Consider the following 24,717-nt stretch of genomic DNA (forward strand, 5'->3'; position numbering starts at 1 on the left):
AATATGTATGGAGAAGTATAACATGGAACTTACTTTGGAGGAAAAGGAAATTTTAGACGGAAAACAAGGTAAGGTTATGAAAAAGATACTAGAGTCTGTAGTACTTTATGGTGAAGCTTTTGGAGCAAAAAGACTTTTGCCTATTGAAGGTCCTGCTCATATTGTTACTTCCTTCGGAAGGTCTGGATTAGATACTGTATTTGATATTATGGATGAAATTATTCAGTCAGGAATAAAAGTAAAGCATCCTTTTACAGTAGATCCAAAGCCTATGGATTATGAAAATATTGAATATACTGAAGCAGAGAAGGAAGCACTATTAGAAACCTATTGTAATCAGGATAGATATATAAAACAATTGGAAAAGCTAGGACTTAAAAATAGCAATGCTTTCACCTGCACTTGCTATATGAAGGAAGTTGGAAATAGGCCTAAAATGGGACAAGTAATTTCCTGGGCTGAATCTTCGGCAGTAGTATATGCCAATTCAGTTCTTGGTGCCAGAACCAATAGAAATTCTGGTGTCATTGAGCTTTTATGTGCTCTCATAGGAAAAGTTCCTGAGTTTGGACTTGTAACAAATGAAGGGAGAAAAGCAAAATGGCTGATAGAGGTAAGAACTTCTACAAAACCTAATGCACATCTGCTTGGTAGTGCTATAGGAATGAAGGTAGTAGAAGAGGTACCATATATTATTGGGCTTGATAAATTTTTAGGTAATAAAATTACCCCAGTTGTTTCAGATTATCTTAAAGATATGGGAGCATCTAGTGCTTCAAATGGTGCAGTAGGTTTATATCACGTGGAAAATATAACTCCAGAGGCAGCAGATGAGGGAAGAGGTCTTTTAGTTCCTAATTATAAGACCTATGTGATAGATGATAGTGAGCTTGAAAGAGTGATGAAGGCTTATCCAATGATGTGGAAGGATATAAATGCTAAACCAGATATATGTCTTATAGGATGTCCTCATTTGTCACTGGAACAAATATATGAATGGGTTGAAAATATATCAAAAGCTCTAAAGAGTGCTGGCAAAGAGAAAGTAGCCTTAACTACCTATTTGTCAGCAGCACCAGATGTAATCAATAAGTTTAAAGAGGATGAAGAAAGTTATAATAAATTGCTTCAATGCGGATTGACACTTAACTATTTGTGCCCGCTTATGTATCTTGGTAATACCAAAGGTTCAAAACAATTTCCTGTAACAAATTCCAATAAATTAAGAACTTATTCAAAAGCAAGGTTTTTCTTGGATGATGAAATTCTAAAAATTATTGTCAGCGGCAGTATTTAGGGGGTGAAAGTTTTGAGTAGAATTTTTAAAGGTAGAGTTGTTTTAGCAGGAAATATAGAGGGAGAAGGTATTGTAACTCATCAAGGCTTAAATATTATTGCATCTTACATTAAAAGCTTTAATAAGGATAAAGCCATATGCTCTGATCAAAATAATAAAGACTTATATAATAAAGATTTAACAGGAAAAATAATATGTCTTCCACAGAGCATTGGATCTACTACTGGTGGAATGATTTTGCAAAGTGCTGTTAGTTTAGGAATTGGACCTAAGGCAATGCTTTTTTCTGAACATATAGATTCATTAGCTGTTGCTGGAATAATACTAAGTGATGTTTGGAATGATAAAAAAATTGTTACTATAGATCAGCTTGGCAGCGATTTTTTAGATTATGTTAAGGATGGAAATCTCATTACAATAAAGGAAGATGGAACGGTTATAGTGGAATAGAGCAGGTAACAATGTCAGAAGAACTTGGTAAATACAAAAATTTTCTAGAAAGAAGGATGCAGATATAGATTGTCCACATATACTGCATCCTTGTATATTATCTTTAGTGTTTTTTAATATGGAAGTATGTCTAGTACATATAAGCATTTAATATAACACTTTTATATTCATCCAGCAGAGGAAGTTTATTATCAATTGCTATATTAATAATCTTATCTGTAGGGTAACTAATTCTTCTATTTGTTAAATTAACTCTATCTTCAACAAAATCTAAAACTCCATAGGATATTCTATTATCGCCATCAAGTGAATTGCCTATACTTCCCACATTAAATATGATTTTATCATCCACTTCACCAATAAAAGAAGTATGAGAGTGTCCACTTAAAATAATTTGTTCTTTCACATCTTTTATTGCTTTTTTAATTTCTTCTTCTGGTACACTGTTATCTATTGCTTCAACTATGGATTGAGGTGTTCCATGAACACATAGTAGGCTAATTCCATTTAAATTAATTGAACATTGTAATGGCAATTCTTTAAGAAATGATATTTGATCTTCGCTTAAGTTATCCTTTGCATATTTATAATATGAATATAGTTCCTTTTCTCTTTTTGTTGAAGGCATCCAAACATCTGTAATTTCTTCAAGCCATAAATCTGTATTTCCTTTAATCCATGCTATAATTTCTAAATCCGTATCTTTTAGCATTTGAAGAGGCTGTGAAGGCATAGGACCTTTCATCACTACATCTCCTAAAATAATAATTTTTTTAATACCTAAACTTTTTAAATCATTTATTGCATATTGTAATGCTATTCCATTGCCATGAATATCAGATAAAACTGCTACCTTCATAAAAGTCCTCCTTGATTTATATTTTAGTTAATAGGTAAGAGCGAATAATTAATAGTTAATTAAGTGAAAATTGTATATACGAAAGTTGAGCAAATAATAGTTTGTCTATATAATAAATTATAGCATACAGATAATAAAATGAATGAAAGAGGTTGTATTATGTCACGAAAGGAAATTTTAGATAAATTAATTTTAAGGAAAACAATTGCCCCTAATGTAGCAGAGGCTTTAAAAAATAATATTGATTTTGGTGATTTGCTTATATATTTTAGTAATGCAAGTAATGCATACTGCTTGGTTAATGGTTTTCGTTATGAAATAAGACTAGATGAAAAACCAATTGTTTGGGAACGTTATGAGATGGGGGAAGATTTATTTTTAAAACATGCAGAGAATTTTTCAAATAACTACTTTGAACCAAAACAGGAGTTATTACTAAAGATTCCTAAGATTATGTGGGAGTTTCTTGCTCCACTTAAATGGATAGAAAGTAATATTGAAATGTTATCAGACATTGAACTAGGCAGTACATTGGTTAGAATTGGTGAAATATTACTTCGCGAAATGAAACAGAAGAAAAATGCAGCATCAAAGTTATCAGATGATAGTTTGTGGGTGGAAGTTGTTGAAAGAACTCTTGAAGTGTGCAAGAAATTTGTACAAGGAGAAGGTGTTACAACTGATGAACTTTATCCTCTTTTAGATAGTGAAGATTGTTCAGATATTGTTGAGCTTTCATGTCAAGTAGAAGATAAGGATATTATATTACTTATAGGTCATATAAGCAATATAACATCATATATACTTACACTTGCTATTTACAAGGAAGAAGGTAAAGATTGTCCACTTCCTGAAATACTTGATAGTTTCCAGGGAGAAAATATGTCAGAGATGTTTATAAAATTTTTGCTTTATATGATACAGGATAAATTAATTAATGAAGAGAAAGTACTTATTTGTTTAGGTTTAAATAATTTATAATTTCAGTGCAAAAGTTGGTTGATTTTAGCAACAAAAGCTGTCTTATATTAGAAAGTGATTTTATTGTAAGACAGTTTTATTTTTATGTTAGAAGCTTAATTTGTTTACTCTTATTCAATTTTAGGAAAGCGACTTTATTAAAATATTACATTGCAAAGTAGTTTTTAAACAGCCTTCTAAAGTCGGTAATTGTAAAATAAAGTCGTTTGATATATAATTATATTATTATTAAGAGAATGGTATAGCATTATGGGAGATTTGGCGTTTTAATAAGCAATTTGTGACTAGTTTAAGTGGAAGGAATGAGAACCATGATGAATAAATTAAGTTTTTTTAATAAGTCAAATTATGCCTTTACAAAAGAACAAAAGTGTAAAATTAACCATGATCTTAATGCAAGTAATATTACACGAATAAAATTATTTCTTGTTTCATATATGATATTTGAACTTGTATTTATATTATTTAATGATATACCATATATGATGAATCCTTCTTTTCATGCAGTTTGGAATGATAATAGGTTCTTCATTTTACATCTAATAATATTATTTGTATCTATTATTGGAATAGTACTAATAAAAATCTTAGGAAAATATGAAGAATGTAGAGTGGAAAAAATATATAAATTATTAATTCCAATTTTGACTAGTTTACTTTTAAGCTCCATGGCTATAATTAATGGCTTAGATCTAGCTGTACATGGGAACATAACCAGTGTTTTTATAGCTAATCTTATTATATTTAGTGCTGTTATATTGATGCGTTTTCCATTAAACTTAGTTGTGTACTCAATTCCGTTTTTAGTTTATATAGGTGGATTGGTAATATTTCAACATAATGTTAATTCATTAATTTCTAATGGTGTAAACGGATTAATTTATTTTTTGGCAGTTATTCTGATTTCAACAGTTATTTATAATAATTATTATGAGAAAATAGCTAAAAATATAATTTTAGAAGAGACTATTTTTAAGTTAGACTATTTATCAAATCATGATATTTTAACTGGACTTTTGAATCGAAGATGTTTTAGTGCCCAAGCCTCTGAAAAAATGAAAATTTTAACTGAAACAAAAAAAGCAGCAGCTCTTATTTTAGTGGATATTGATTATTTTAAAGATGTAAACGATAAACTTGGCCATCCTATTGGAGATATTGTGCTTAAGGAAACAAGCCGTATTTTTATGGAGCATATAAAGCCCAATGATTTAATTACTCGTTGGGGTGGTGAAGAATTTCTTGTTTTTCTTTTTGATACTTCAATTGATGAAGCTTATGTTATAGCTGAAAAAATTAGAGTGGCAATTCAGGATAATGTGATAGTTACTGATAAAATTCAAATAAAGATAACTGCAAGCTTTGGTATTTCTCTATTAAAAGACAATTTTTCAGAATCCTTTGATGCTTCCTATAAATCAGCAGATGTTGCCCTTTACCAAGCTAAAGAACAAGGGAGAAATAAAGTTGTAATAGCTTCATTGGATATGTAAAAGTAAAAGAATAAGATTTCTTTAGTGAATGAATTGAAGTATCAATTTGTTGTTAAATAATTATAAAAAAGTTATTCGGAATAATTTGTACTTAAACGAAAAATTCTCTTTACAATTATGGTTGTATAGAGAATTTTTTTATTTTTCCATTTATTTAAAGGTAACTATCCAGTAGAAAATCCATAACAAATACATAGTGAAGTTTTTATAATAATTTTTAAAATTTATCATAAAAATACTCCAAAAGGGGTATATCACATAAAAAACTTTTAAATTATAATAAAAACAAATTTCAAACAAATTAAGATGATTTTTTTACATATTAGCTTAGTTTGGTAGAAGATATTTTTGTTCGTAGGCTATATTGAAACAGAATTAGATGTAATTGCTGATAATAGACTTGCAGAAATAAAAGTTATATTTAAATAAAAAACTGGCCATTTGGCCAATGGTATTTTATAAAAAATAACTATACTATTTGAGTGTAAGTATTTTTATGTGGACATTTATCTATATAAATTTTAAAAATTATATTTGTGTGTTAAATAGCAATAAAATATCTATAGAAAATTATGATTTGCAAAATTGTTTGACTTTATCATTAATGATAGCAATATATAAAGAATTTTCACAAAAATAGAAAAATTGCATAAAAATTTATTTATATAAAGGTATTTGGTGAAAGGTGAAGAATATTATATTAATACAATATATTGGAAATGGAATTCGTTAGGATTGATGAAGTTACAATATATGCTAACGTGAGTAACACAAGATAAGCAAGGTTGAATATATTTATGTGATAAATGGGAATGGTGGATTCATGCACAAATTAGCAACCTAGAATATAAGGATTTTTTGCAAACAGGAGGAAGTTTAATTTTATGAACAGTTATAAAGAAAAATTGAAAGAGATAACTAGAATTTTGCTTGAAGAAGAGGATGAGTATGGAAAAATAAAAGATACATGTGATGATTTATTCAGACTTTTTCTAGCTGCATCAGAGTTGAAGGAAGATGAGTATAGTAGAAAAGAATACTATCTTCCAAAAGGAAAGGCAATTGGTACGTTTTGGGCAGGGGTCTGTGTGAAGGAATTAATGAGAACAAAGAGATTTATTAGGGGGATTTTTTATGGAATAAAAAAAGCTCAAGAAAAGTTTCCTGATAGAACAATACATATTTTGTATGCAGGTACAGGTCCTTTTGCAACACTAATGCTTCCGATGACTACTGTTTTTTCAAGTGAGAAAATAAAATTCACCTTGCTTGAAATAAATCAGGGAAGTATAGAGGCTTTAAAAAAGATAATTAAAGTTTTTGAAGTGGAAGAATATGTAGAAGAAATTGTCCAATGTGATGCTACAGAATACAAGATTGATAAAAGTAAGCCTGTTCATATGATTATTACAGAAACCATGCAAAATGCACTTAAAAATGAACCACAAGTAGCTATAACTCTTAACTTAGTTCCTCAAATGGAGATAGAAGGAATTTTAATACCACAAAATATAGATATTGAAGCTGTCTTAATAGACCCCAAGAGGGAAATGGAAAGAACAATGGGAATTGAGGGGGCGGAAGACGATTTCTATTATCCTCTGAGTAAAATATTTGAGTTGAATAAGGAGGGTGTAAAAAGAGTAATGAAAAATAAAAACTATGAATTTCCTGAAATAGAGATTGAGCTTTCACATACCATAGAGAAACGATATAAAAGGTTATGTTTACTTACCACTATACAAGTTTTTGAAGGAGAGCAATTAACCTACAACCAATGTTCTTTAAACTTACCTTATAAAATAATGGATATAGACTGGAGAAATAATAAATGGAAAGAGTTAAGGTTTCAATATGTAGTTAGTGAAAAACCAGGCTTTTTATATAAATTACAAGTGTGATTATTTAAGAATTAATTTTAAGTATAAAAACTCACCTAATGGATGATATGAATTAAAAATGTACAATTATTCTATAGGAGATAAATGCTGAAAGGAATGATTATAAACATGGATAATAACGAACAAAAGTCTAGTATGAATACTGAGGAAGAGATTAATATTTCAATAGAAGTGCTAGAAGCTAAACATGAAGACATGCTGTTAAAAATATTTAAGGAAAGTCGTCAAGATTTGACATGGATTAGTGGTATAACTGAAGAACAAAAAGAAAGTATTATAGCACAACAATTTATGATGGAACAGCAACAGTTGATGGAAATGTATCCAGAAGCACAGCTGAATATAATTACGATGCATGGAAAGCCTATAGGGCGTCTTTATATTTATTATGGTAAAACCGTAGACCGAATTTTGGAGATTGGGTTGTTAGAAGAATACAGAGGCCGAGGTATTGGGAGAAAGATTGTTACGACAGTGATAGAGAATGCTGTAGAAAAGAAAAAAACAGTATCGCTGCAAGTTGCTTGGTTTAATCAAGGGGCGTATGCATTTTATGAAAAACTTGGATTTAAGGTTGTAGAAAACAAAGGAATTGCTTATGAAATGAAGTGCATTCCATAGTATTAAGAATTTTATGAAAAGGTATAGTCCAGTGTAGCATTGCTACATTGTTGATTATAAATAATAAAAAAACAGGAGGAATTAAAAAATGGACGCTTATATTGGAACTATTTTAGCATGGGCAATGAATTGGGCACCAATGGGGTGGATGTTATGTCAAGGGCAGTCAATTCCGATAGCTCAAAATTAAGCACTCTTTGCGCTACTTGGATACAATTTTGGAGGTAGTGGTAATAATTTCTGTCTGCCAGATTTAAGAGGACGTTTTCCTATAGGGTATGGAGTAAATCCAAACAACAAAGTAAGTTATCAGTTGGCGCAGTGTGTGGATAATGCTGAAGCTGTAACACTTACAGCAAATAACATACCAGCACATATACATCCGATTACAAGCAACGTTACTGGAGGTGGAGGTACTACACCAGTAAATGTCGAGGTGAAAATACCTGTTAATACTGATGCTTATAATGCTGCTACAGTATTAAACACGCCAGGTAACACCTGTACGCTTGGAATTGCTAAAACTTCAGGAGGACAGACTGCCAATATTTATACTACCAACAGTCCAACAACAGGAGCAAATTTAAAACCATTTAATGTACAAGCTAATATTACTGTTCCAGCACCTACAGTAACATCAACATGTAATGCTAATGTTCCTAATCCTTTTAGTGGAGTTAGAGTTATGCCATCTTATTTATGTGTAGGTTATATAATATGTGTTCAGGGAATCTTTCCCTCAAGAGAATAACAAAATAAGGAGTTATAAGCAATGTTAGAGAATTTTACCATAGGTACATTTAGTGTAGGGGATGTATTTAAGGTCTTTTATGGAGAAGGGCAGCATGTGGAAATTACCCTTGTACAGGTATCTGCTTCAAAGTTTAAAATTCCAAATTTGAAAAGAGAACCATTTTTTTTAGTGTTTTCAAGCAATAAAGAAATATGGATTGAGACGGGCTGTTATAGTATGGAGCAGGAGAAAGTAGGAAACTTTGAAATGGCGATTACTCCTACAGCGCCATTAGATGGAAAATTTAATTATTATGAGGCTGTTTTTTCGTAGTAAAGCTTTTGTTTCATATGTAGTTTAAAGATAAAAGAGTTACAAGGAGGATTTTAATGTGAAAAAATTTTTGAAAAAGGTATCGATACTATGTACACTTTTGTTTATTTTAACAATTTTTCCAGGCCCCATGGGACTAGGGAAAAATAAGGTTTATGCAGCAACTACGCCTCAATCTGAGAGTTTTGAATCAAGTTCATATTCTGTTGGGCAATATAGTGGATGTAAAAGTATTGGGGATTGGACATATTGTTTGCTTAAAACAGATGGAACTGATGATACAAGAGATATTAAGGATGCTGGAGGAGTTCAACAGGCGCCTATGGTTGAAATTGCGGACCCAAGTAGTGGTTATAGTGGTCTTATTACTAACTATTCGAAGGCAATTAGTTTTATGGGGTTAGCACTAGAAGATAACGGTGTAAGAATTACTTCTACAAAAGGTAATTTTAAATTAGTATCCTTTCAAGCAGAGGATAATTTTACGGATGTAGATACTAATGATCCTAATGTAGTATTTACAGTAACAGGATATAATGGGGGAAGTGCTGTTTTAGGTGCAATACAAACATTTACTGCTCCAAATGGAACTGGGCAAACAGTAACTTTGTCAAGTGCTGGTTGGAATAATATAAATGAGTTCAGAATTAGCAGTAGTACTCCTACCCCAAATTTATCCATTTTTATGGATAATATTGTTGTATCCGATCCGATTCTACCAGGAAAGATCTTAACAGCAGCAACAATAAACAATGATGTAGATAATGATATAGATGTAACCTTTGGAGCAGATCCAGCCTTTGAAGGAGCAATAACAGGAGTAAGCTTTAATGGAAAAGCACTTGAAGCAAGTCAGTATAGTGTTTTTAGTGGAAAGGTAACATTAAAACCATCAGCAACAACAACAGATTCATCAAAGCAAAGCTATTTAAGAACGCCTGCAACAGGAAATGTAGTAATAAAAGCAACAGACTACAATGACTCAACAGTATCGCAGACAATCAATGCAGGAGCAGTGGCAAGCCTTTTGGTTAGCAGACAGCCAGCAGCTGGAACAGCCAGTGGAGATGCATTTGCAACACAGCCAATAGTGACTTTAAAGGATCAATATGGTAATATTTGCTCAACAGGAGTATCAAAGACAGCGAATGTAGTGGCAAGTGCAAAAGCAGGGACAGGAACATGGACAATAGGAGGAACAGCAACGAAGGCAGCAGTAGCAGGTGTAGCAACTTTTACAGATTTAACATGCAGCCTTACAGCAGCAGGAAATGGAGCAATTCACTTTGCTAGTGGAACACCTGCAGTGGACAGTAATACCTTTACAATACCTGCAGTTGCGGCAACTGTACCAGGAGCACCAACAGGAGTAAGTGCAACAGCAGGAGATGGCCAAGCTACAGTAAGCTTTACAGCACCAGCATCCGATGGAGGAAGTGGAATAACAGGCTATACAGTAACATCAGCTCCAGGAGGTATTACAGGAACAGGAACAGGAAGTCCAATAACAGTGAGTGGATTAAGCAATGGAACAGCATATACTTTTACAGTAACAGCAACCAATGGAGTGGGAACAGGAGCGGTTTCAAGTGCATCTAGTAGTGTAACACCAACAGCTGCGGCAACTGTACCAGGAGCACCAACAGGAGTAAGTGCAATAGCAGGAGATGGCCAAGCTACAGTAAGCTTTGCAGCACCAGCATCCGATGGAGGCAGTACAATAACAGGCTATACAGTAACATCAAATCCAGGAGGTATTACAGGAACAGGAACAGGAAGTCCAATAACAGTAACTGGATTAACTAATGGAACAGCATATACTTTTACAGTAACAGCAACCAATGGAGTGGGAACAGGAGCGACATCGGTGCCTTCCAGTTCTGTTACACCAATGGCTTCACAGACAATTACTTTTATTGGTCCAGGAGCACAGAATTTTGGAACAAAACCTACAATTTCAGCAACAGCAAGCTCAGGGCTAACAGTAGTGTTTTCATCTAGTAATACTAGTGTGGCTACCATTACACCTAGTGGAACACTTACTTTTGTTGGTACAGGGATGGCTACAATAGATGCAGATCAATCAGGAAATGCTTCCTATCTTGCAGCACCAAGAGTTTCAAGAAGCTTTATGGTAAATGCAGTAGTACCAGGGGTACCAACAGGGGTAAGTGCAACAGCAGGAGATACCCAATCTACAGTAAGTTTTACAGCACCAACCTTCAATGGAGGAAGTGGAATAACAGGCTATACAGTAACCTCAAATCCAGGAGGCTTTACAGGAACAGGATCAGGAAGTCCAATAACAGTGAGTGGATTAACCAATGGAACAGCGTATACTTTTACAGTAACAGCAACCAATGGAGTGGGAACAGGAGCGGCTTCAAGTGCATCTAGTAGTGTAACACCAACAGCACCATTACAAACAGCAGCACCAGTAATAACAGGGACTCCAACAGTTGGGGATACAAGTATAAGTGGAACAGCAGAATCAGGATCAAATGTAATACTTAGTGTAGGAGGAGTTGCAAGACCAGCAGTAACAGCAGTAGGAGGAGCTTGGACGGTTAGTGGATTGACATTAACAGCAGGACAAAGTATATCAGTAACAGCACAATCAAGTGGAAAAACAATAAGTAGTGCAGCCACAATAGTAGTAGCACCAGCACCATTGCAAACAGCAGCACCAGTAATAACAGGGACTCCAACAGCTGGGGATACAAGTATAAGTGGAACAGCAGAATCAGGATCAAGTGTAATACTTAGTGTAGGAGGAGTTGCAAGACCAGTAGTAACAGCAGTAGGAGGAACTTGGACAGTTAGTGGATTGACATTAACAGCAGGACAAAGCATATCAGTAACAGCACAGACAAGTGGAAAAACAATAAGTAGTGCAGCCACAGCAGCAGTAGCACCAGCACCATTACAAACAGCAGCACCAGTAATAACAGGGACTCCAACAGCTGGGGATACAAGTATAAGTGGAACAGCAGAATCAGGATCAAGTGTAATACTTAGTGTAGGAGGAGTTGCAAAACCAGCAGTAACAGCAGCAGGAGGAATTTGGACAGTTAGTGGATTGACATTAACAGCAGGACAAAGTATATCAGTAACAGCACAGTCAAGTGGAAAAACAATAAGTAATACAGCGACAGCAACAGTAGCATCACCAACATATACTCTTACTTATACAGCAGGATCATATGGAACAATATCAGGGATAAGTCCACAGAATGTAGCTAGGGGTAAAGATGGATCAACAATAACAGCAGTACCAAATCCAGGATGTCACTTTGTAAACTGGAGTGATAGTGTGTCTACAGCTACAAGAATAGATAGAAAGGTTCAAAATGATATAACTGTGACGGCTTACTTTGCAATAGATCCATCACCATATATACCACCAACACCACAGCCTACAACTGAAACCAGACAAGTACCAGTGGTAGTTGAGAATGGGAATCAAGAAAGTACTGCAGTTCAGACAACTATAACAAGAACTACAGATACGCAAGGGGTAAAAACAGATATTGTAAAATTTGATGAAAATACAGCAGCAGAAGCTGTAAAGAAGGCTTCAGAAACAAAAAGTACAAAGGCAGCTATAGATATTTCAAATACAGCAGGGAATAGTGCAGATAGAACAGAATTTCAACTTCCAGCAGTTTCAATGGGTGAACTTGCAAAACAAAATATCTCCTTAGATTTGAAAACAGAAAAAGCAGCCTTAGAGGTACCAGCAGTGACAATAAAGAAATTAGGTGAACAGGGTGCAGCAGTAAAGATAAGTGAGGAAAAAGATGAAAGTAAAATTGAAAATAATAAAGCACTTGTATTAAAATTAGCTTCAGGTGCACATATAATTGCGGCACCACTTAATATAGAAGCTAATATTACAGGAAGAGTAAAGATAACTATTCCTATAGATTCATCTAAGCTTCCAATTTCAAAGGAGGAGTTAGACAAGTTTCTTTCTTCCTTAGCAGTTATGGTTCATCACAGTGATGGACAAGACGTGGTGGATAAAGGAACTATTGTATATGATGAAAAAGGCAACGTAGTAGGTATTTCTATTTATGTAAATAAATTCAGCAGCTTTACTTTAATAGAAATGCCAAAGGATTATTTCAATGGAAAAACCACTGTTATGCCAGATAAGGTAGATCAAAATAAAGAATGGCATCTTAAATTTACAAAGGAAGCAGATCCATCCACAGTAACATCAGATAATATATATGTAACGGATTCAAAAGGAAACAAAGTGGATGCAAAGGTAAGCTGTGAATCGGATAATGTAATTAAGGTATCACCTGTAAATTCATATAAATCAGGAGAAACTTATTATATTTACATCAGCAAGAATGTTACTTCAAAGTATAGTGAGTCATTATCAGAAGATTTGAGATATCAATTTACTGTAAAATAAAATACTCATAATAAGAACAAAATGTTTTGTTTTTTGTAAGGTGGTTATCCACCTTACAAAAAATTAGATATTAAGCAAAACACAGAAAGTATTAATATCAATATAATTATAACTATTGACTTAGCTTGGTTATAATACAAGTTTTTTCACATGTACATCTTTTGTTTCTGCTAAATTTATAAACTCAGATCCAACAGAAATTAACGGACATGTCAAATTGTTATAGTCAATTTTTAAAATTGTACCTATCTTTTTTGTATTCAATAGAACTTTCTCACCAACATAAAAGCTGCTAATATTTTCAATGAATACTTTACAAAAGTTGTAATCCAATTTCCCTAAACTTTCACTTTTGATTGTTTCAAGAGCTTCAAAGGGAGATCTCCTTTTTTTATATATTCTATTAGAGTTTATGGCTTCAAATATATCTGCTATTGCGATGATTTTCGCAAAATTATGTATTCTTTCTTCTTTAAGTTTTAGTGGATAACCTGAACCATCCAATCTTTCATGATGCATTAGTATCCCATGAAGAACCTCTTCAGGAATAGAAGATATTTTTTTCATAAATTCATATCCTAGTATTGGATGCAGCATTATATGTTTGAATTCTGATGGAGATAATTTTGTACTTTTATTTAAGGTTGAGCAATCCAATTTGGTTTTTCCAAAATCATGTAATACAGCTGAATAAGTTAGTAATTCTAGATCTGATCCACTTAATCCTAACCACTTACCAAGCATAAAAGATAGTACAGACACATTAACAGAATGCCTGTATAAATAATCTCCTCCACTTCCATAAAGAACTATATTTTTCACAACTGGTGCTGGATAATGGAGATCCGTCTGTATATCCATTGAAAGTTTCTTTATTTCTTTTATAACGTCATCAGCTTTATAATTTATATTTGTAAATAGTTCTCCAAGCACTCTTGTATATGCTTGAAAATACATTTCAACTCCTAAAACATTTTGATTTGATCGTACATTGACATTTTTAGATTTATTATGTACAGGGAGCATAATGTCAATGTTTTTATACCTTTCTGGATTAAATATTTTTACATCGCCTTCTATACAAAAATCTTCTAATAATTTCTTCAATTTTTCTATAAGTTTTTCTGTAAGTTTTACATCTGAAGCTATGAAAACCTTATCATTTAATTTAATCTCTTCTGCAACTACCATGTCAGGCTCTAATTTATCTATAGGCACAGCTATTTTACCAGGTATCTTATCCAAATCCAATTTTCCCATCTCCTTCTATCCACTACAGTATATTTGAAATCTTATTCTCATAAGTAAATTGATTACTAAAATGTATACTATAATTATTATTATACTAAATTTCGTCATTTTTTCTAGCGTACTGAAGGACATTGTTATAACTTTTTTATAAAAAATATGATTTACAATTCTTCAACTTTTTCTTTAAAGGAGCAGGTTTCAAATAAATGATAAAAAAGTGATGTTTTTTTTATGGAATTATGAAAAAAAGCAGTTTATAATCAATATATAGTTGGCATAGTGGAACGGAGGAGAAAAAATTATGAAAGTTATATTTGAATTTAAGGATACAAGTGGAAAAGCACTTACAGATAATACTATAGAAAAGGAATTAACTAATGATGAAATACTTGTAATATTGAATAGCAAAGAAGTAGATTATCCAGTTAATAATGGATTTTTATTCACTGTCAAACATTGTATAGTTGAAAATTCTGCATATGATATGTTTACAGAGCCATATAAGCTAAAAATAACTCTTATAGAAAAGTCAAAATAGCTGCATAAAGGAAAAAATCCACCCTGGATTCTTTAGTGATTGTTTAAATTGAGCTAAATTGTGATAAAATAAAAGCTAGGATGGTGAGAGATGCATGAAGAAGAAGTTTAATATAACAGGTACCTGCGTACCTAAAATGCATTACATGGTAGACACATCAAATAAGATAAATAAAATAATAAACTTAATTGAAAATCAAGAATACTTCATAATAAATAGGCCTAGGCAATATGGAAAAACCACCACTTTGTTTGTACTGGAAAATAAACTTAAGAAATCAGAAGAGTATCTTCCTATATCCATTAGTTTTGAAGGTATAGGGGACTTAATATTTGAAGAAGAAGAAGCCTTTGCAAAAGCTTTATTAGAAATATTAGGAGACACTTTACTTTTAGAACATGAAAGTTTATCAGTTTTCTTAGAAGAAAGTAAAAAAGATGTGGAAAACTTTAAAGATTTATCTAAAACTATAACTAAGTTTATTTTAAAGTCTCAAAAGAAAGTGGTATTAATGATAGATGAAGTGGACAAAAGCAGCAATAATCAATTGTTTTTAAGCTTTTTAGGCATGCTTAGAAATAAGTATCTACTAAGAAATGTTGGAAAAGATTATACATTCCATAGTGTAATATTGGCAGGAGTGCATGACATAAAGACATTAAAATTAAAAATAAGGATAGATGAAGAAAGAAAATATAATAGTCCTTGGAACATAGCTTCAGATTTTGATGTGGACATGAGTTTTTCAAAAGAAGAAATAAAAACCATGTTAGATGACTATGAAGAAAACAAAGGAGTAAAGTTAGATAAAGAATATTTTTCAGATAGGCTTTATTACTATACTTCAGGTCATCCATTCTTAGTAAGCAAGCTTTGTAAAATTATAGACGAAAAGATAATGCCAGAAGGTAGTTTTACCTGGGACAAAGAATACATGAATTTAGCTGTTAAGGAGATTCTAAGGGATAGCAATACTAATTTTGACAGCCTTATTAAAAACATAGAAAATAATAGAGAACTAAAACAAATGGTTAAAAATATTATTATAGACGGAAATAAAATAACCTATAATCATCTCAATCCAACAATTAATTTAGGAATGATATATGGAATTTTTAAAAATGAAGATATGTATTTAAAAGTCAACAATAGGATATACGAACAATTATTGTACAATTACATGAGTTCAATAATAGAAACTGGAACTAACATAGGTTGGTACAATCAAAGGAGTGCTTATATAAAGGAAGATGGCAGCTTAGATATAAGAAAAATACTTGTTAAATTTTCAGAATTTATGAAGCACGAGTACTCAGAAAAGAGAGAAGCTTTTTTAGAGGCAGATGGAAGACTTTTATTTTTAGCTTTTATAAGCCCAATAATAAACGGCACAGGCTTCGCTTTTAAAGAAGTGCAGGGTGGTGAAGAAAAGCGCTTTGATATAGTAATTACCTATAATAAAAAAATGTATATATTAGAGCTAAAAAGGTGGAATGGGGAGGAATATCATAAAAAAGGTTTAATACAATTATGCCAATATTTAGAGCAGTATAACCTAAGTAAAGGTTACCTATTAATATTTGATTTTAGAAAAGAAAATAGAGAAGCAGGTAAAATAGAAGAAAATACTGTGAACAATAAAAGAATAGTAGAAGTTTTCTGTTAGGTATTAACTATTGAAGGAATAAAAGTAGAAAACAAATCAATTCATGTTGTATTTAGCATGAATTAATTTGTTTTTTGTATATTGATATTATCTAAGTATATCATTAAGTTCCATCAAATTAGAAATTTCATAAGTAGGTTTAAATTTTGTTGTGTTTGCAATTTTGTTTGAGTTAAGCCAGCAGGTGTCAATACCTGAATTTATACCGCCCTGTATATCAGAGGTTAAGCTATCACCTACTATTAATACTTTGCTTTTGTCAGTATGCTTTATATTATTTAAAGCAAGTTCAAATATCTTGGAATCTGGCTTGGACACTCCTACTTCTTCAGATATAACTATATCTTGAAAATATTTTGCTATAATGGATTTCCTTATTCTTTTATTTTGCACATCTGTAAGACCGTTAGTTACTATACTAAGCTTATAACTTTTATGCAAACTTTCTACAAGAGGTATGCTGTCATCATATAAAAAGGATGCATTAGCTAAATGCTTCATATATGATCTGGCAAATTTAACTTCATCAAATTTAAGGTTCAATTTATCAGATAATCTCTTAAATCTTTCTACCTTTAATTTTTCTTGAGTAATTAATCTTTTCTCAAATTCCTTCCAAATGGCTTTATTTATATCACTGTATATTTTTAGGTGATAATTTTCATCATATTCAATATTAAATTCAAGCATGGCATTTTTAAAAGCATATTTTTCAGATTTTTTAAAATCAAATAAAGTTTCATCTGCATCAAATATTATTATTTCATATTTCATAATTAATCCTCCAATTAATTAGTTTTTATCTCATCCCTACCATTGCTCAGGTAATAGGTATCCCTCACAGGCAAATTCCATATGAGTCTAAGAGTCACTTGATAATTGTAACATATATTAAAGCACTCATATAAGGAACATTCTGTTAAAGAAAATCATTATAGAGTTCTCCTTTGCTTTACATTACTTTAAGGATAAGTTACCATATTGATATAAATTATGATATGACATATGTCCTGTTAAGGAGGGTTTATGGATAGAATTTCGAATAGCGAACTTTTGAAGTATTATTTTGTTAAGTATGATATAAAAAATATATTTGATGATAATATAATAAATTATGCACAGCTTCATTTCTATCGTAAGGATGAGCTTATACTAAAAGCAGAATCTGAACTTGAATATTACTATTTGCTTGTTAAAGGAAAAGTTAAAATATCCTATCTTTTTGAAAACGGGAAGTCAATGCTTTTAAAGTTTTACAAGGAATTTAACATTATAGGAGACATAGAACTTCTGAAAGATAAGCCTATACGCTGCAATGTTGAAGCAGCAGAAGATACCTATTTGATTGCGATACCTTCAACTATACTGAGAAAAAAGTATATGAATAATGTTAACTTTTTACATCATTTAGTAGATTCTTTAAGTGAAAAGCTTGAGGCAACTATTAACAATACATCATATAACTTTATATATCCGCTTATTAATAGATTGGCCAGCTATTTAGTTGAGCATATAACAGATAAAAACAGCATAGTTTTAAGTTCATCTTTTAAAGAAATAGCTCAATTTCTAGGAACAACCTATAGGCATTTAAATAGAACCTTTAAAGAACTTGAGGCTGAGAAAATTATAAAGTGTGAGAATACAACAATATATATTTTAGATGAAGCTAGACTTCGAGAACTTTCTAAAAATTTGTATATGACATCTATATAATTAGTTGAGAGATGTTAAATATTAAGGTTAGAAGTCTAATGCTTACTTTACGAATTACAGATTATATAAAGTTAATATTGAGATGATAATTTTTTATGTGGTATAATCTATTAAATATAAAATTAAAAGTTTTTTATACACTAATTCTTTGAGCATCATTTTTAAAATACAAATATGAAAAACTTGTGAAAATATAAGGAGGAATAGTTGTGGAAGTTTTTAGATCAGTTTGTCCCTATGACTGCCCTGATACCTGTGGTCTTATTGTTCATGTTGAAGATGGAAAAGCTGTAAAGGTACAGGGAGATCCTGAACATCCTTTTACAAGGGGAACACTTTGTCCAAAGATGGCTCATTATGAAAAAACAGTTCATTCTGAAGGACGTATTTTAACACCACTTTTGAGAAAGGGTGCTAAGGGTAGTGGTAACTTTGAGCCTATATCCTGGGATGAGGCTATTGAACATATTAAAACAAATTGGAAAGAAATTATTAAAAAATATGGAGCAGAAGCAATACTTCCATATTCATATGCAGGAACTATGGGAATAGTTCAGCGTAATTCAGGTCATCCGTTTTTTTATAGTTTAGGTGCTTCAAGACTTGATAGAACTATTTGTGCACCAGCTAAAGAGTGTGGATGGAATGCAGTTATGGGAGAAACTATGGGGCCTCACACGAGTGAGATACAGGAAAGTGATTTAATTATTTTATGGGGAATCCATGCAGTAGCAACGGATATTCATATTATACATGATATAAACATAGCTAAGAAAAAGGGAGCAAAGGTATGGTTAATTGATACATATGAAACAAGTACAGCTAAAATTGCTGACAAAGTTATTGTAGTTAAACCGGGTACTGATGGCGCTCTAGCACTTGGAATGATGCATGTAATGGCAGAAAAAAATTTAATTGATAAAGATTTTATAAATGAATATGTACAAGGATATGAGAAACTTAAAGATACCGTTTTGCCAGATTACTCACTAGATAAAGTAAGTGAGATAACTGGAATTGATGTTTCAGTAATTGAAGATATGGCAGTGCAGTATGCAAAAGCTAGAGCACCATTTATTAGACTTGGTAGTGGTTTGTCACGTTATGGTAATGGAGCAATGACTGTAAGGACAATTACCTGTTTGCCAGCACTTGTTGGTGCATGGGGAAAAGCTGGAGGAGGCTTACTTACATCTGTATCTGCATCTCATGCTTTTGATAAGAAACTTGTAACTCATGAAGAATTTCAAGAAAAAACAACAAGAATTATAAATATGGTTGAATTGGGTAATGCTCTAAATGAATTGAATGATCCACCTATAATGAGTTTATATGTATATCATTCCAATCCAGCAGCAGTAGCTCCTGATCAAAACAAGGTACTGCAGGGGTTAGCTAGAGAAGACTTATTTACAGTAGTTCATGAGCGTTTTATGACTGATACAGCAAAATATGCTGATATTATTTTGCCAGCAACAACTTCTCTTGAACATAGTGATTTATATAGTGCTTATGGTTATTATGCTGTACAGAGGGCTTATCCAGTAGTACATCCAGTAGGTGAAGCAAAATCCAATTTTGAAGTATTTAGTTTGTTAGCAGATGCAATGGGAATAAACAAACCTTTCTTTAAGCAGTCGGCTGATGATTTAATAAATACTATACTTAAAAAACCAACTTCATGGCTTGCAAGTACTAAAATTGAAACATTAATTGAAGGGAAACCATTAGAGTTACCACTGCCTGATGGGTATAAGACTCAATTTAAAACCTCTTCAGGAAAAATTGAAATCTTGAATTTAAATGAGGACGAGCCTTTACCAGGATATTTTAAACCTCATGGAGATGATGCAGAATTTTGGTTAATAAATGCTCCAGATCCACGATTATTAAACTCTTCCTTTAATGAAAGAGAAGAACTAGTAAAAACAAATAAAATGATTTTACAAGTAAATCCAGAGGATGCTTCTAAAATAGGATTAGAAGATGGTGAACTTGTTACTGCCTATAATGAAAGAGGAGAAGCTGATTTCAAGCTAAGTATCACAACTAAAGTTCCAAAAGGAGTTGTTGTTACTGAAGGAGTTTGGTGGCTGAAAAATACACCAGGAAATCGTTCAGTTAATACGCTTACTTCCCAAAGGCTTACTGATCAAGGAAAAGGAAGTACTTTTTATGATGTTAAGGTAAATATTAAAGCGCATCAAAAGAGTATGAGCAAGTAATTTAAAGGGTGGATTATAAATAATCTAGAGAAAGAAAGTGAAGTGGAGCTGTCGCATTAAGAAATTTACATACAATATATTGTTTTGAAGATTAATGGTAAACACAATATACTGTAGTATTTATTCTTAGTGCGACAGCCCCCTTAATTATAGTTATTAGGGATAGCTTGTTAGTAATTTTACTAATAACTTTTGTTTCATAATATAAGAATTTTGCGACGCTCCATTTACATTTTAAACTTTATTTTGCTTTTGGCTCTATTAAAAATTAATTACCATTCCAATGATAGATTAGTTGTACAACGCCAGAAGAGAACGTTCTTGTATTAACCATATTTAAATTCAATCTCTGTTTTATATCAATAAACAATGGTTTTCCTTCTCCTAAAATAACAGGGTGAATAGATAATCTAAATTCATCAACAAGCCCTAAATTTATAAAAGTTGTAATAAGACTTGCTCCTCCATATAGCCAAATGTCTTTACCAGGCTTATTCTTCAATTTATTTACTTCTTCAATAATATTTTCATTTATAAATATTGCTTGATTATCAGTATCTATTTGTGCTCTGGAAAATACATATTTCTCTTTACTATGAACCAATTTCCAAATTTCTTTTTCACTATCAGAATCTTCATCTTGGGGAATATATTGTCCCCATAAATCGTAACTTTTTCTACCATATAAAATAGTGTCAATTTCATTCAAGAAATTAATGAACCCCATATCAGCGTCCATAATGCACCAATCAACTTCTCCATTTTTTCCTTCAATAAAGCCATCTAAAGTAATTGCTAAATCTAAAATTATTTTTCTCTGTTTTACGTTATTTGGCATAATTCTTACTCCTTCTTATGTTCTTTCTTAAAAAACTTTAATTGTGATACAATGTTTTACAACTGCGAAGCACTTATATATGATAAATTATACTACTATTCCCATGTATTTATATATCTTTATAAATATAAGCATAGGTAATTTTAAATAGTTTTCTTAATTGCTTTGAAAATGATTTAGCAATATGTTTAAAAATATTATTATGTGCTAGAATGTTTAATAGAATACAAGGCATCTTCAAAAAATAATAAGTCTGTCTGCTAGTCTAATTATTTTTTGAAGATGCCTAAACAGGAGTGAATAAATTTGTTTGAAATAAATGAAGAAGAAATAAGACCAGTAATAAAAAAAAATAGTAAATTAATTCAACAATTAAAGGAAAGTCTAATATCCTCTAAGACAAACATAGAAACTAAGACTTTAAACTTACAGTATAAGCTCCAATTTAATATTGCCCGCAGAGTAAGTGAAGCTTTTTTAGAATTAAAGGTGGGAGAAGAAAAGCTTTATGTAGTAAAGAATATGAAGAGTTTTTTAGAAGCAGTTATAGAACAAAATGATCTGGAATTTGGTAAAAATTTTACATATAGCTCATATTTACACAGGTTTAAGGATGAAGACAAATTTATTCTGAGTATGCTTAAAGATCTATATGAAATAGATAGGGCTGCAGAGGGGATGATAATGTATGGTTATCGTTATAGCAAAACACCAAGATTTTTAAGTGGAAAAAAGGCAAGGCTTACGGAAAATAACTTGAAAAAGTTTCTTGATAATATAGGAGAAACAGCTATAGATTTGGTCATAAATGATGATAACTACAGTGAAGTTAAAGTGGTAAGAGAAAATTTTCCTTTAGAATTTAAATTAGATAGCAAGGAAAATAATATAATTTTATCTCAAATTTCAAAGCTGCCTAAAGCTTTAGTGAAAAGTGGAAATTATTTTTATTATAATAACAAAATATATATACCAACAAATGAACAGGTAAGGGTTTATAAAGCACTTTACAATACTTTTACTGAACAAAGAAGTTCTGAAATTACTTTTAATCAAAATGAAAGTGAAGAAATAGCTTCTTATATAATTCCAGCCTTAAAAAAGATAGGTACAAAGGTAACCGTGAATAACAGTATTAAAGAGAAATTTTATGAAGAACCTTTAAAGCCATGTCTTTATTTTGATAAGGATAGGGAGGCTGTAATTTGTGATGTAATATTTAAATATGGAAACATAGATATAAATCCCTTAAGAGATAATGAGGCAAGGGAAGATGGTAAGGTATTGGTTAGAGATATTGAGGAAGAAGCAGCTGTAATAGATACCTTGACTGCCTTTCAATTTGAAAAAAGGGAATTTAATTTTATTTTAGAGGATGAGGATAAAATTTTAGATTTTGTGGGAGAAGGCTTAGAAAAACTTCAGGAATTTACAGAAGTTTACTATTCAGGAGCATTTAAAGATATAAGAATTTACACCTCCCAAAGCTATAAATCTAACATAAGATTAAATGATGAGGATCTTTTGGAATTTACCTTTAATATTGATGGGGTAAGTAGAGAAGAATTAAAGCATATATTTGAAGCATTAAAGCAAAAGAAAAGATATTACAGACTTAAAAATGGAGGCTTTATTCCTCTTCAGACAAGAGAGATTCAAAAGATATCAGATATGATAGATTATTTAAATATAAAGACTTCAGACCTTACAAAGGATCAAATAGTTCTTTCTAAATATAATTCTGTTTACATAGATACAAGTCTTAAGGAAAATAACATAACTTTTGTACAAAGGAATAAGAAGTTTAGAGAGCTGATAAATAATATAAAGGATATTGGTGACATTGATTATACAATTCCAGAAAAACTGGATAAAATTATGAGAGGTTATCAAAAATTTGGATTTAAGTGGTTTAAAACTCTTTCAAGCTGTGGCTTTGGAGGTATTTTAGCAGATGAAATGGGTCTTGGAAAAACCCTTCAAACTATAGCTTTTATAAAGTCAGAGGTAGATGAAAATGAGAAAAAGCAGCCTTCTTTGGTGGTGTGTCCTACATCCTTAGTATACAATTGGGAAAGTGAAATAAATAAATTTCAGCCGGATTTAAAATGTTTAATTGTATCAGGCAGCAGGGATGTAAGAGAAAGTCAGTTAAAGGAGATGGAGGAAGCGGACATAGTTATAACCTCCTATGCACTTATTAAAAGAGATATAGAAGAATATAAAGCTATAAAATTCAGACACTGCTTTTTAGATGAAGCTCAAAATATAAAAAATCCTAAATCTTTAAATGCTCAAAGTGTAAAATCAATTAAAGCTGGCAGTTATTTTGCACTAACAGGAACCCCTATTGAAAATTCCATTACAGAATTATGGTCAATTTTTGATTTTATCATGCCAGGATATTTGTTAAGTCATGGAAAGTTTAGTCAAAAATATGAAACACCAATTATAAAAAATGGTGACAAAAAAGCTTTAGAGGAATTGAATAAACATACTAAACCTTTTATTCTTAGAAGACTTAAGAAAGATGTTATAAGAGAACTGCCACCTAAAATTGAACATAATATGGTGGTGGATATGACAGAAGATCAAAAGAAGGTATATGCAGCTTACCTTCAACAAGCTAAAGAGGAAGTAAATAATGAAATAAGAGATAAGGGAATTAATAAAAGCAAAATAAAGATACTTTCTATAATCACAAGACTTAGGCAAATATGCTGTGATCCCTCTACCTTTATAGAAAACTATGAAGGTGATAATGGAAAAATGGAAGCTCTTAAGGATATAGTACAGAATAATGTAAATGATGGTCATAAAATATTGTTATTTTCTCAATTTACCTCTGTGCTTAAGAATATTGGAGAGATGTTTAAAAGTGAAAACATAAAGTATATGTATCTTGATGGCAGTGTAAAAGCAGAAGATAGAGGGGAAATAGTTAGAGAGTTTAATGAAGGGGAAATTCCTATATTTTTAATATCTCTTAAAGCTGGCGGAACGGGACTAAATCTAACTTCTGCAGATATAGTGATTCATTATGACCCTTGGTGGAATCCAGCAGTAGAAAATCAAGCTTCGGACAGGGCTCATAGAATTGGACAGAAGAAAACTGTAGAGGTTATTAGACTTATTGCTAAAGGAACCATAGAAGAGAAAATACACAAAATACAGGAGAAAAAGAAAGAAATAATAAATGATGTTATAGAAGAAAATGCTGGAGAGGAAATTTTGCTTTCCAATATGGAAGGAAAGGATATCGAGGAGCTTTTCGGTTAAATAAAGAATATTTATCTATATATATGTGAAAAATAAATTTATATCTAAAATCGTATGAATGTATAATTAAGAAAAAGCTTATATTTAATAAAGAGTTGAATTCAGATTAT

Annotated in this window: 18 protein-coding genes and 1 pseudogene; 15 read left to right on the forward strand and 4 right to left on the reverse strand. The window is 31.5% G+C overall.

The genetic code is table 11. The features are described from left to right. Window positions 1–7 precede the first annotated feature (7 nt). Both Ccar_RS03865 and Ccar_RS03870 read left to right on the forward strand, forming a co-directional pair. A complete protein-coding gene (locus tag Ccar_RS03865; RefSeq protein ID WP_007060439.1) occupies window positions 8–1,297 on the forward strand; it encodes an aconitase X in 1,290 nt (429 codons plus the stop codon). A 3-nt stretch (window positions 1,298–1,300) separates the two neighbouring features. Then, the gene (locus tag Ccar_RS03870) at window positions 1,301–1,747 is read left to right on the forward strand and encodes an aconitase X swivel domain-containing protein (RefSeq protein WP_341391592.1); all 447 of its coding nucleotides are present in this window, start codon (window positions 1,301–1,303) and stop codon (window positions 1,745–1,747) included. 130 nt (window positions 1,748–1,877) lie between these two features. On the opposite strand, the gene Ccar_RS03875 is transcribed toward Ccar_RS03870, so the two are convergent. Further along, window positions 1,878–2,606 (reverse strand): metallophosphoesterase family protein, encoded by a 729-nt coding sequence (locus Ccar_RS03875; RefSeq protein ID WP_007060437.1) that lies wholly within the window; start codon window positions 2,604–2,606, stop codon window positions 1,878–1,880. Between the two features lie 159 nt (window positions 2,607–2,765). Here Ccar_RS03875 and Ccar_RS03880 point away from each other — a divergent pair, with 159 nt between their 5' ends. From Ccar_RS03880 to Ccar_RS03915, 8 genes and pseudogenes are all read left to right on the forward strand, one after another. Then, window positions 2,766–3,587: an Imm6 family immunity protein gene (locus Ccar_RS03880; RefSeq protein WP_007060436.1), complete on the forward strand. Its 822-nt coding sequence runs from the start codon at window positions 2,766–2,768 to the stop codon at window positions 3,585–3,587. Between the two features lie 311 nt (window positions 3,588–3,898). Further along, entirely contained in the window at window positions 3,899–5,080 is a 1,182-nt protein-coding gene (locus tag Ccar_RS03885; RefSeq protein ID WP_007060435.1) for a GGDEF domain-containing protein, read from the forward strand. Window positions 5,081–5,964: 884 nt separating this feature from the next. Next, window positions 5,965–6,981 (forward strand): SAM-dependent methyltransferase, encoded by a 1,017-nt coding sequence (locus tag Ccar_RS03890; protein ID WP_007060434.1) that lies wholly within the window; start codon window positions 5,965–5,967, stop codon window positions 6,979–6,981. Window positions 6,982–7,065: 84 nt separating this feature from the next. Next, window positions 7,066–7,602, forward strand: coding sequence for a GNAT family N-acetyltransferase (locus Ccar_RS03895; protein ID WP_007060433.1), 537 nt, complete (start codon window positions 7,066–7,068; stop codon window positions 7,600–7,602). Window positions 7,603–7,726: 124 nt separating this feature from the next. Next, a pseudogene (locus Ccar_RS27320) lies at window positions 7,727–7,813 on the forward strand (tail fiber protein); the annotation flags it as partial. 114 nt (window positions 7,814–7,927) lie between these two features. Continuing rightward, window positions 7,928–8,353: a hypothetical protein gene (locus Ccar_RS03905; protein ID WP_007060431.1), complete on the forward strand. Its 426-nt coding sequence runs from the start codon at window positions 7,928–7,930 to the stop codon at window positions 8,351–8,353. Window positions 8,354–8,374: 21 nt separating this feature from the next. Continuing rightward, window positions 8,375–8,668, forward strand: coding sequence for a DUF6916 family protein (locus tag Ccar_RS03910; RefSeq protein ID WP_048029902.1), 294 nt, complete (start codon window positions 8,375–8,377; stop codon window positions 8,666–8,668). Window positions 8,669–8,726: 58 nt separating this feature from the next. Further along, a complete protein-coding gene (locus Ccar_RS03915) occupies window positions 8,727–13,094 on the forward strand; it encodes a fibronectin type III domain-containing protein (RefSeq protein ID WP_242852188.1) in 4,368 nt (1,455 codons plus the stop codon). A gap of 129 nt (window positions 13,095–13,223) precedes the next feature. Here the strand turns inward: Ccar_RS03915 and Ccar_RS03920 are convergent, their stop codons facing one another. After that, a complete protein-coding gene (locus Ccar_RS03920) occupies window positions 13,224–14,345 on the reverse strand; it encodes an HD-GYP domain-containing protein (protein WP_007060428.1) in 1,122 nt (373 codons plus the stop codon). Window positions 14,346–14,646: 301 nt separating this feature from the next. On the opposite strand from Ccar_RS03920, the gene Ccar_RS03925 reads away from it, so the two are divergent. Beyond that, on the forward strand, window positions 14,647–14,883 hold the full coding sequence (locus Ccar_RS03925; RefSeq protein WP_007060427.1) for a hypothetical protein: 237 nt from the start codon (window positions 14,647–14,649) through the stop codon (window positions 14,881–14,883). A 94-nt stretch (window positions 14,884–14,977) separates the two neighbouring features. Beyond that, window positions 14,978–16,549: a P-loop NTPase family protein gene (locus tag Ccar_RS03930; RefSeq protein ID WP_007060426.1), complete on the forward strand. Its 1,572-nt coding sequence runs from the start codon at window positions 14,978–14,980 to the stop codon at window positions 16,547–16,549. Between the two features lie 87 nt (window positions 16,550–16,636). Here Ccar_RS03930 and Ccar_RS03935 read toward each other — a convergent pair whose 3' ends face one another. Beyond that, the gene (locus Ccar_RS03935) at window positions 16,637–17,323 is read right to left on the reverse strand and encodes a YjjG family noncanonical pyrimidine nucleotidase (RefSeq protein ID WP_007060425.1); all 687 of its coding nucleotides are present in this window, start codon (window positions 17,321–17,323) and stop codon (window positions 16,637–16,639) included. A 252-nt stretch (window positions 17,324–17,575) separates the two neighbouring features. Between Ccar_RS03935 and Ccar_RS03940 the strand changes: the two genes are divergently transcribed. Both Ccar_RS03940 and Ccar_RS03945 read left to right on the forward strand, forming a co-directional pair. Beyond that, entirely contained in the window at window positions 17,576–18,265 is a 690-nt protein-coding gene (locus Ccar_RS03940; protein WP_007060424.1) for a Crp/Fnr family transcriptional regulator, read from the forward strand. Between the two features lie 209 nt (window positions 18,266–18,474). Next, window positions 18,475–20,490 carry a molybdopterin-dependent oxidoreductase gene (locus Ccar_RS03945; RefSeq protein ID WP_007060423.1) on the forward strand — a complete coding sequence of 672 codons (2,016 nt, stop codon included), beginning with the start codon at window positions 18,475–18,477 and terminating at the stop codon, window positions 20,488–20,490. A gap of 268 nt (window positions 20,491–20,758) precedes the next feature. Here the strand turns inward: Ccar_RS03945 and Ccar_RS03950 are convergent, their stop codons facing one another. Then, on the reverse strand, window positions 20,759–21,328 hold the full coding sequence (locus Ccar_RS03950) for a dihydrofolate reductase family protein (protein WP_007060422.1): 570 nt from the start codon (window positions 21,326–21,328) through the stop codon (window positions 20,759–20,761). A gap of 306 nt (window positions 21,329–21,634) precedes the next feature. On the opposite strand from Ccar_RS03950, the gene Ccar_RS03955 reads away from it, so the two are divergent. Continuing rightward, window positions 21,635–24,607 (forward strand): DEAD/DEAH box helicase, encoded by a 2,973-nt coding sequence (locus tag Ccar_RS03955; RefSeq protein ID WP_242852189.1) that lies wholly within the window; start codon window positions 21,635–21,637, stop codon window positions 24,605–24,607. The last annotated feature ends 110 nt before the right edge of the window (window positions 24,608–24,717 follow it).

The organism is Clostridium carboxidivorans P7, assembly GCF_001038625.1.
In the GTDB taxonomy this organism is placed as follows: domain Bacteria; phylum Bacillota; class Clostridia; order Clostridiales; family Clostridiaceae; genus Clostridium_AM; species Clostridium_AM carboxidivorans.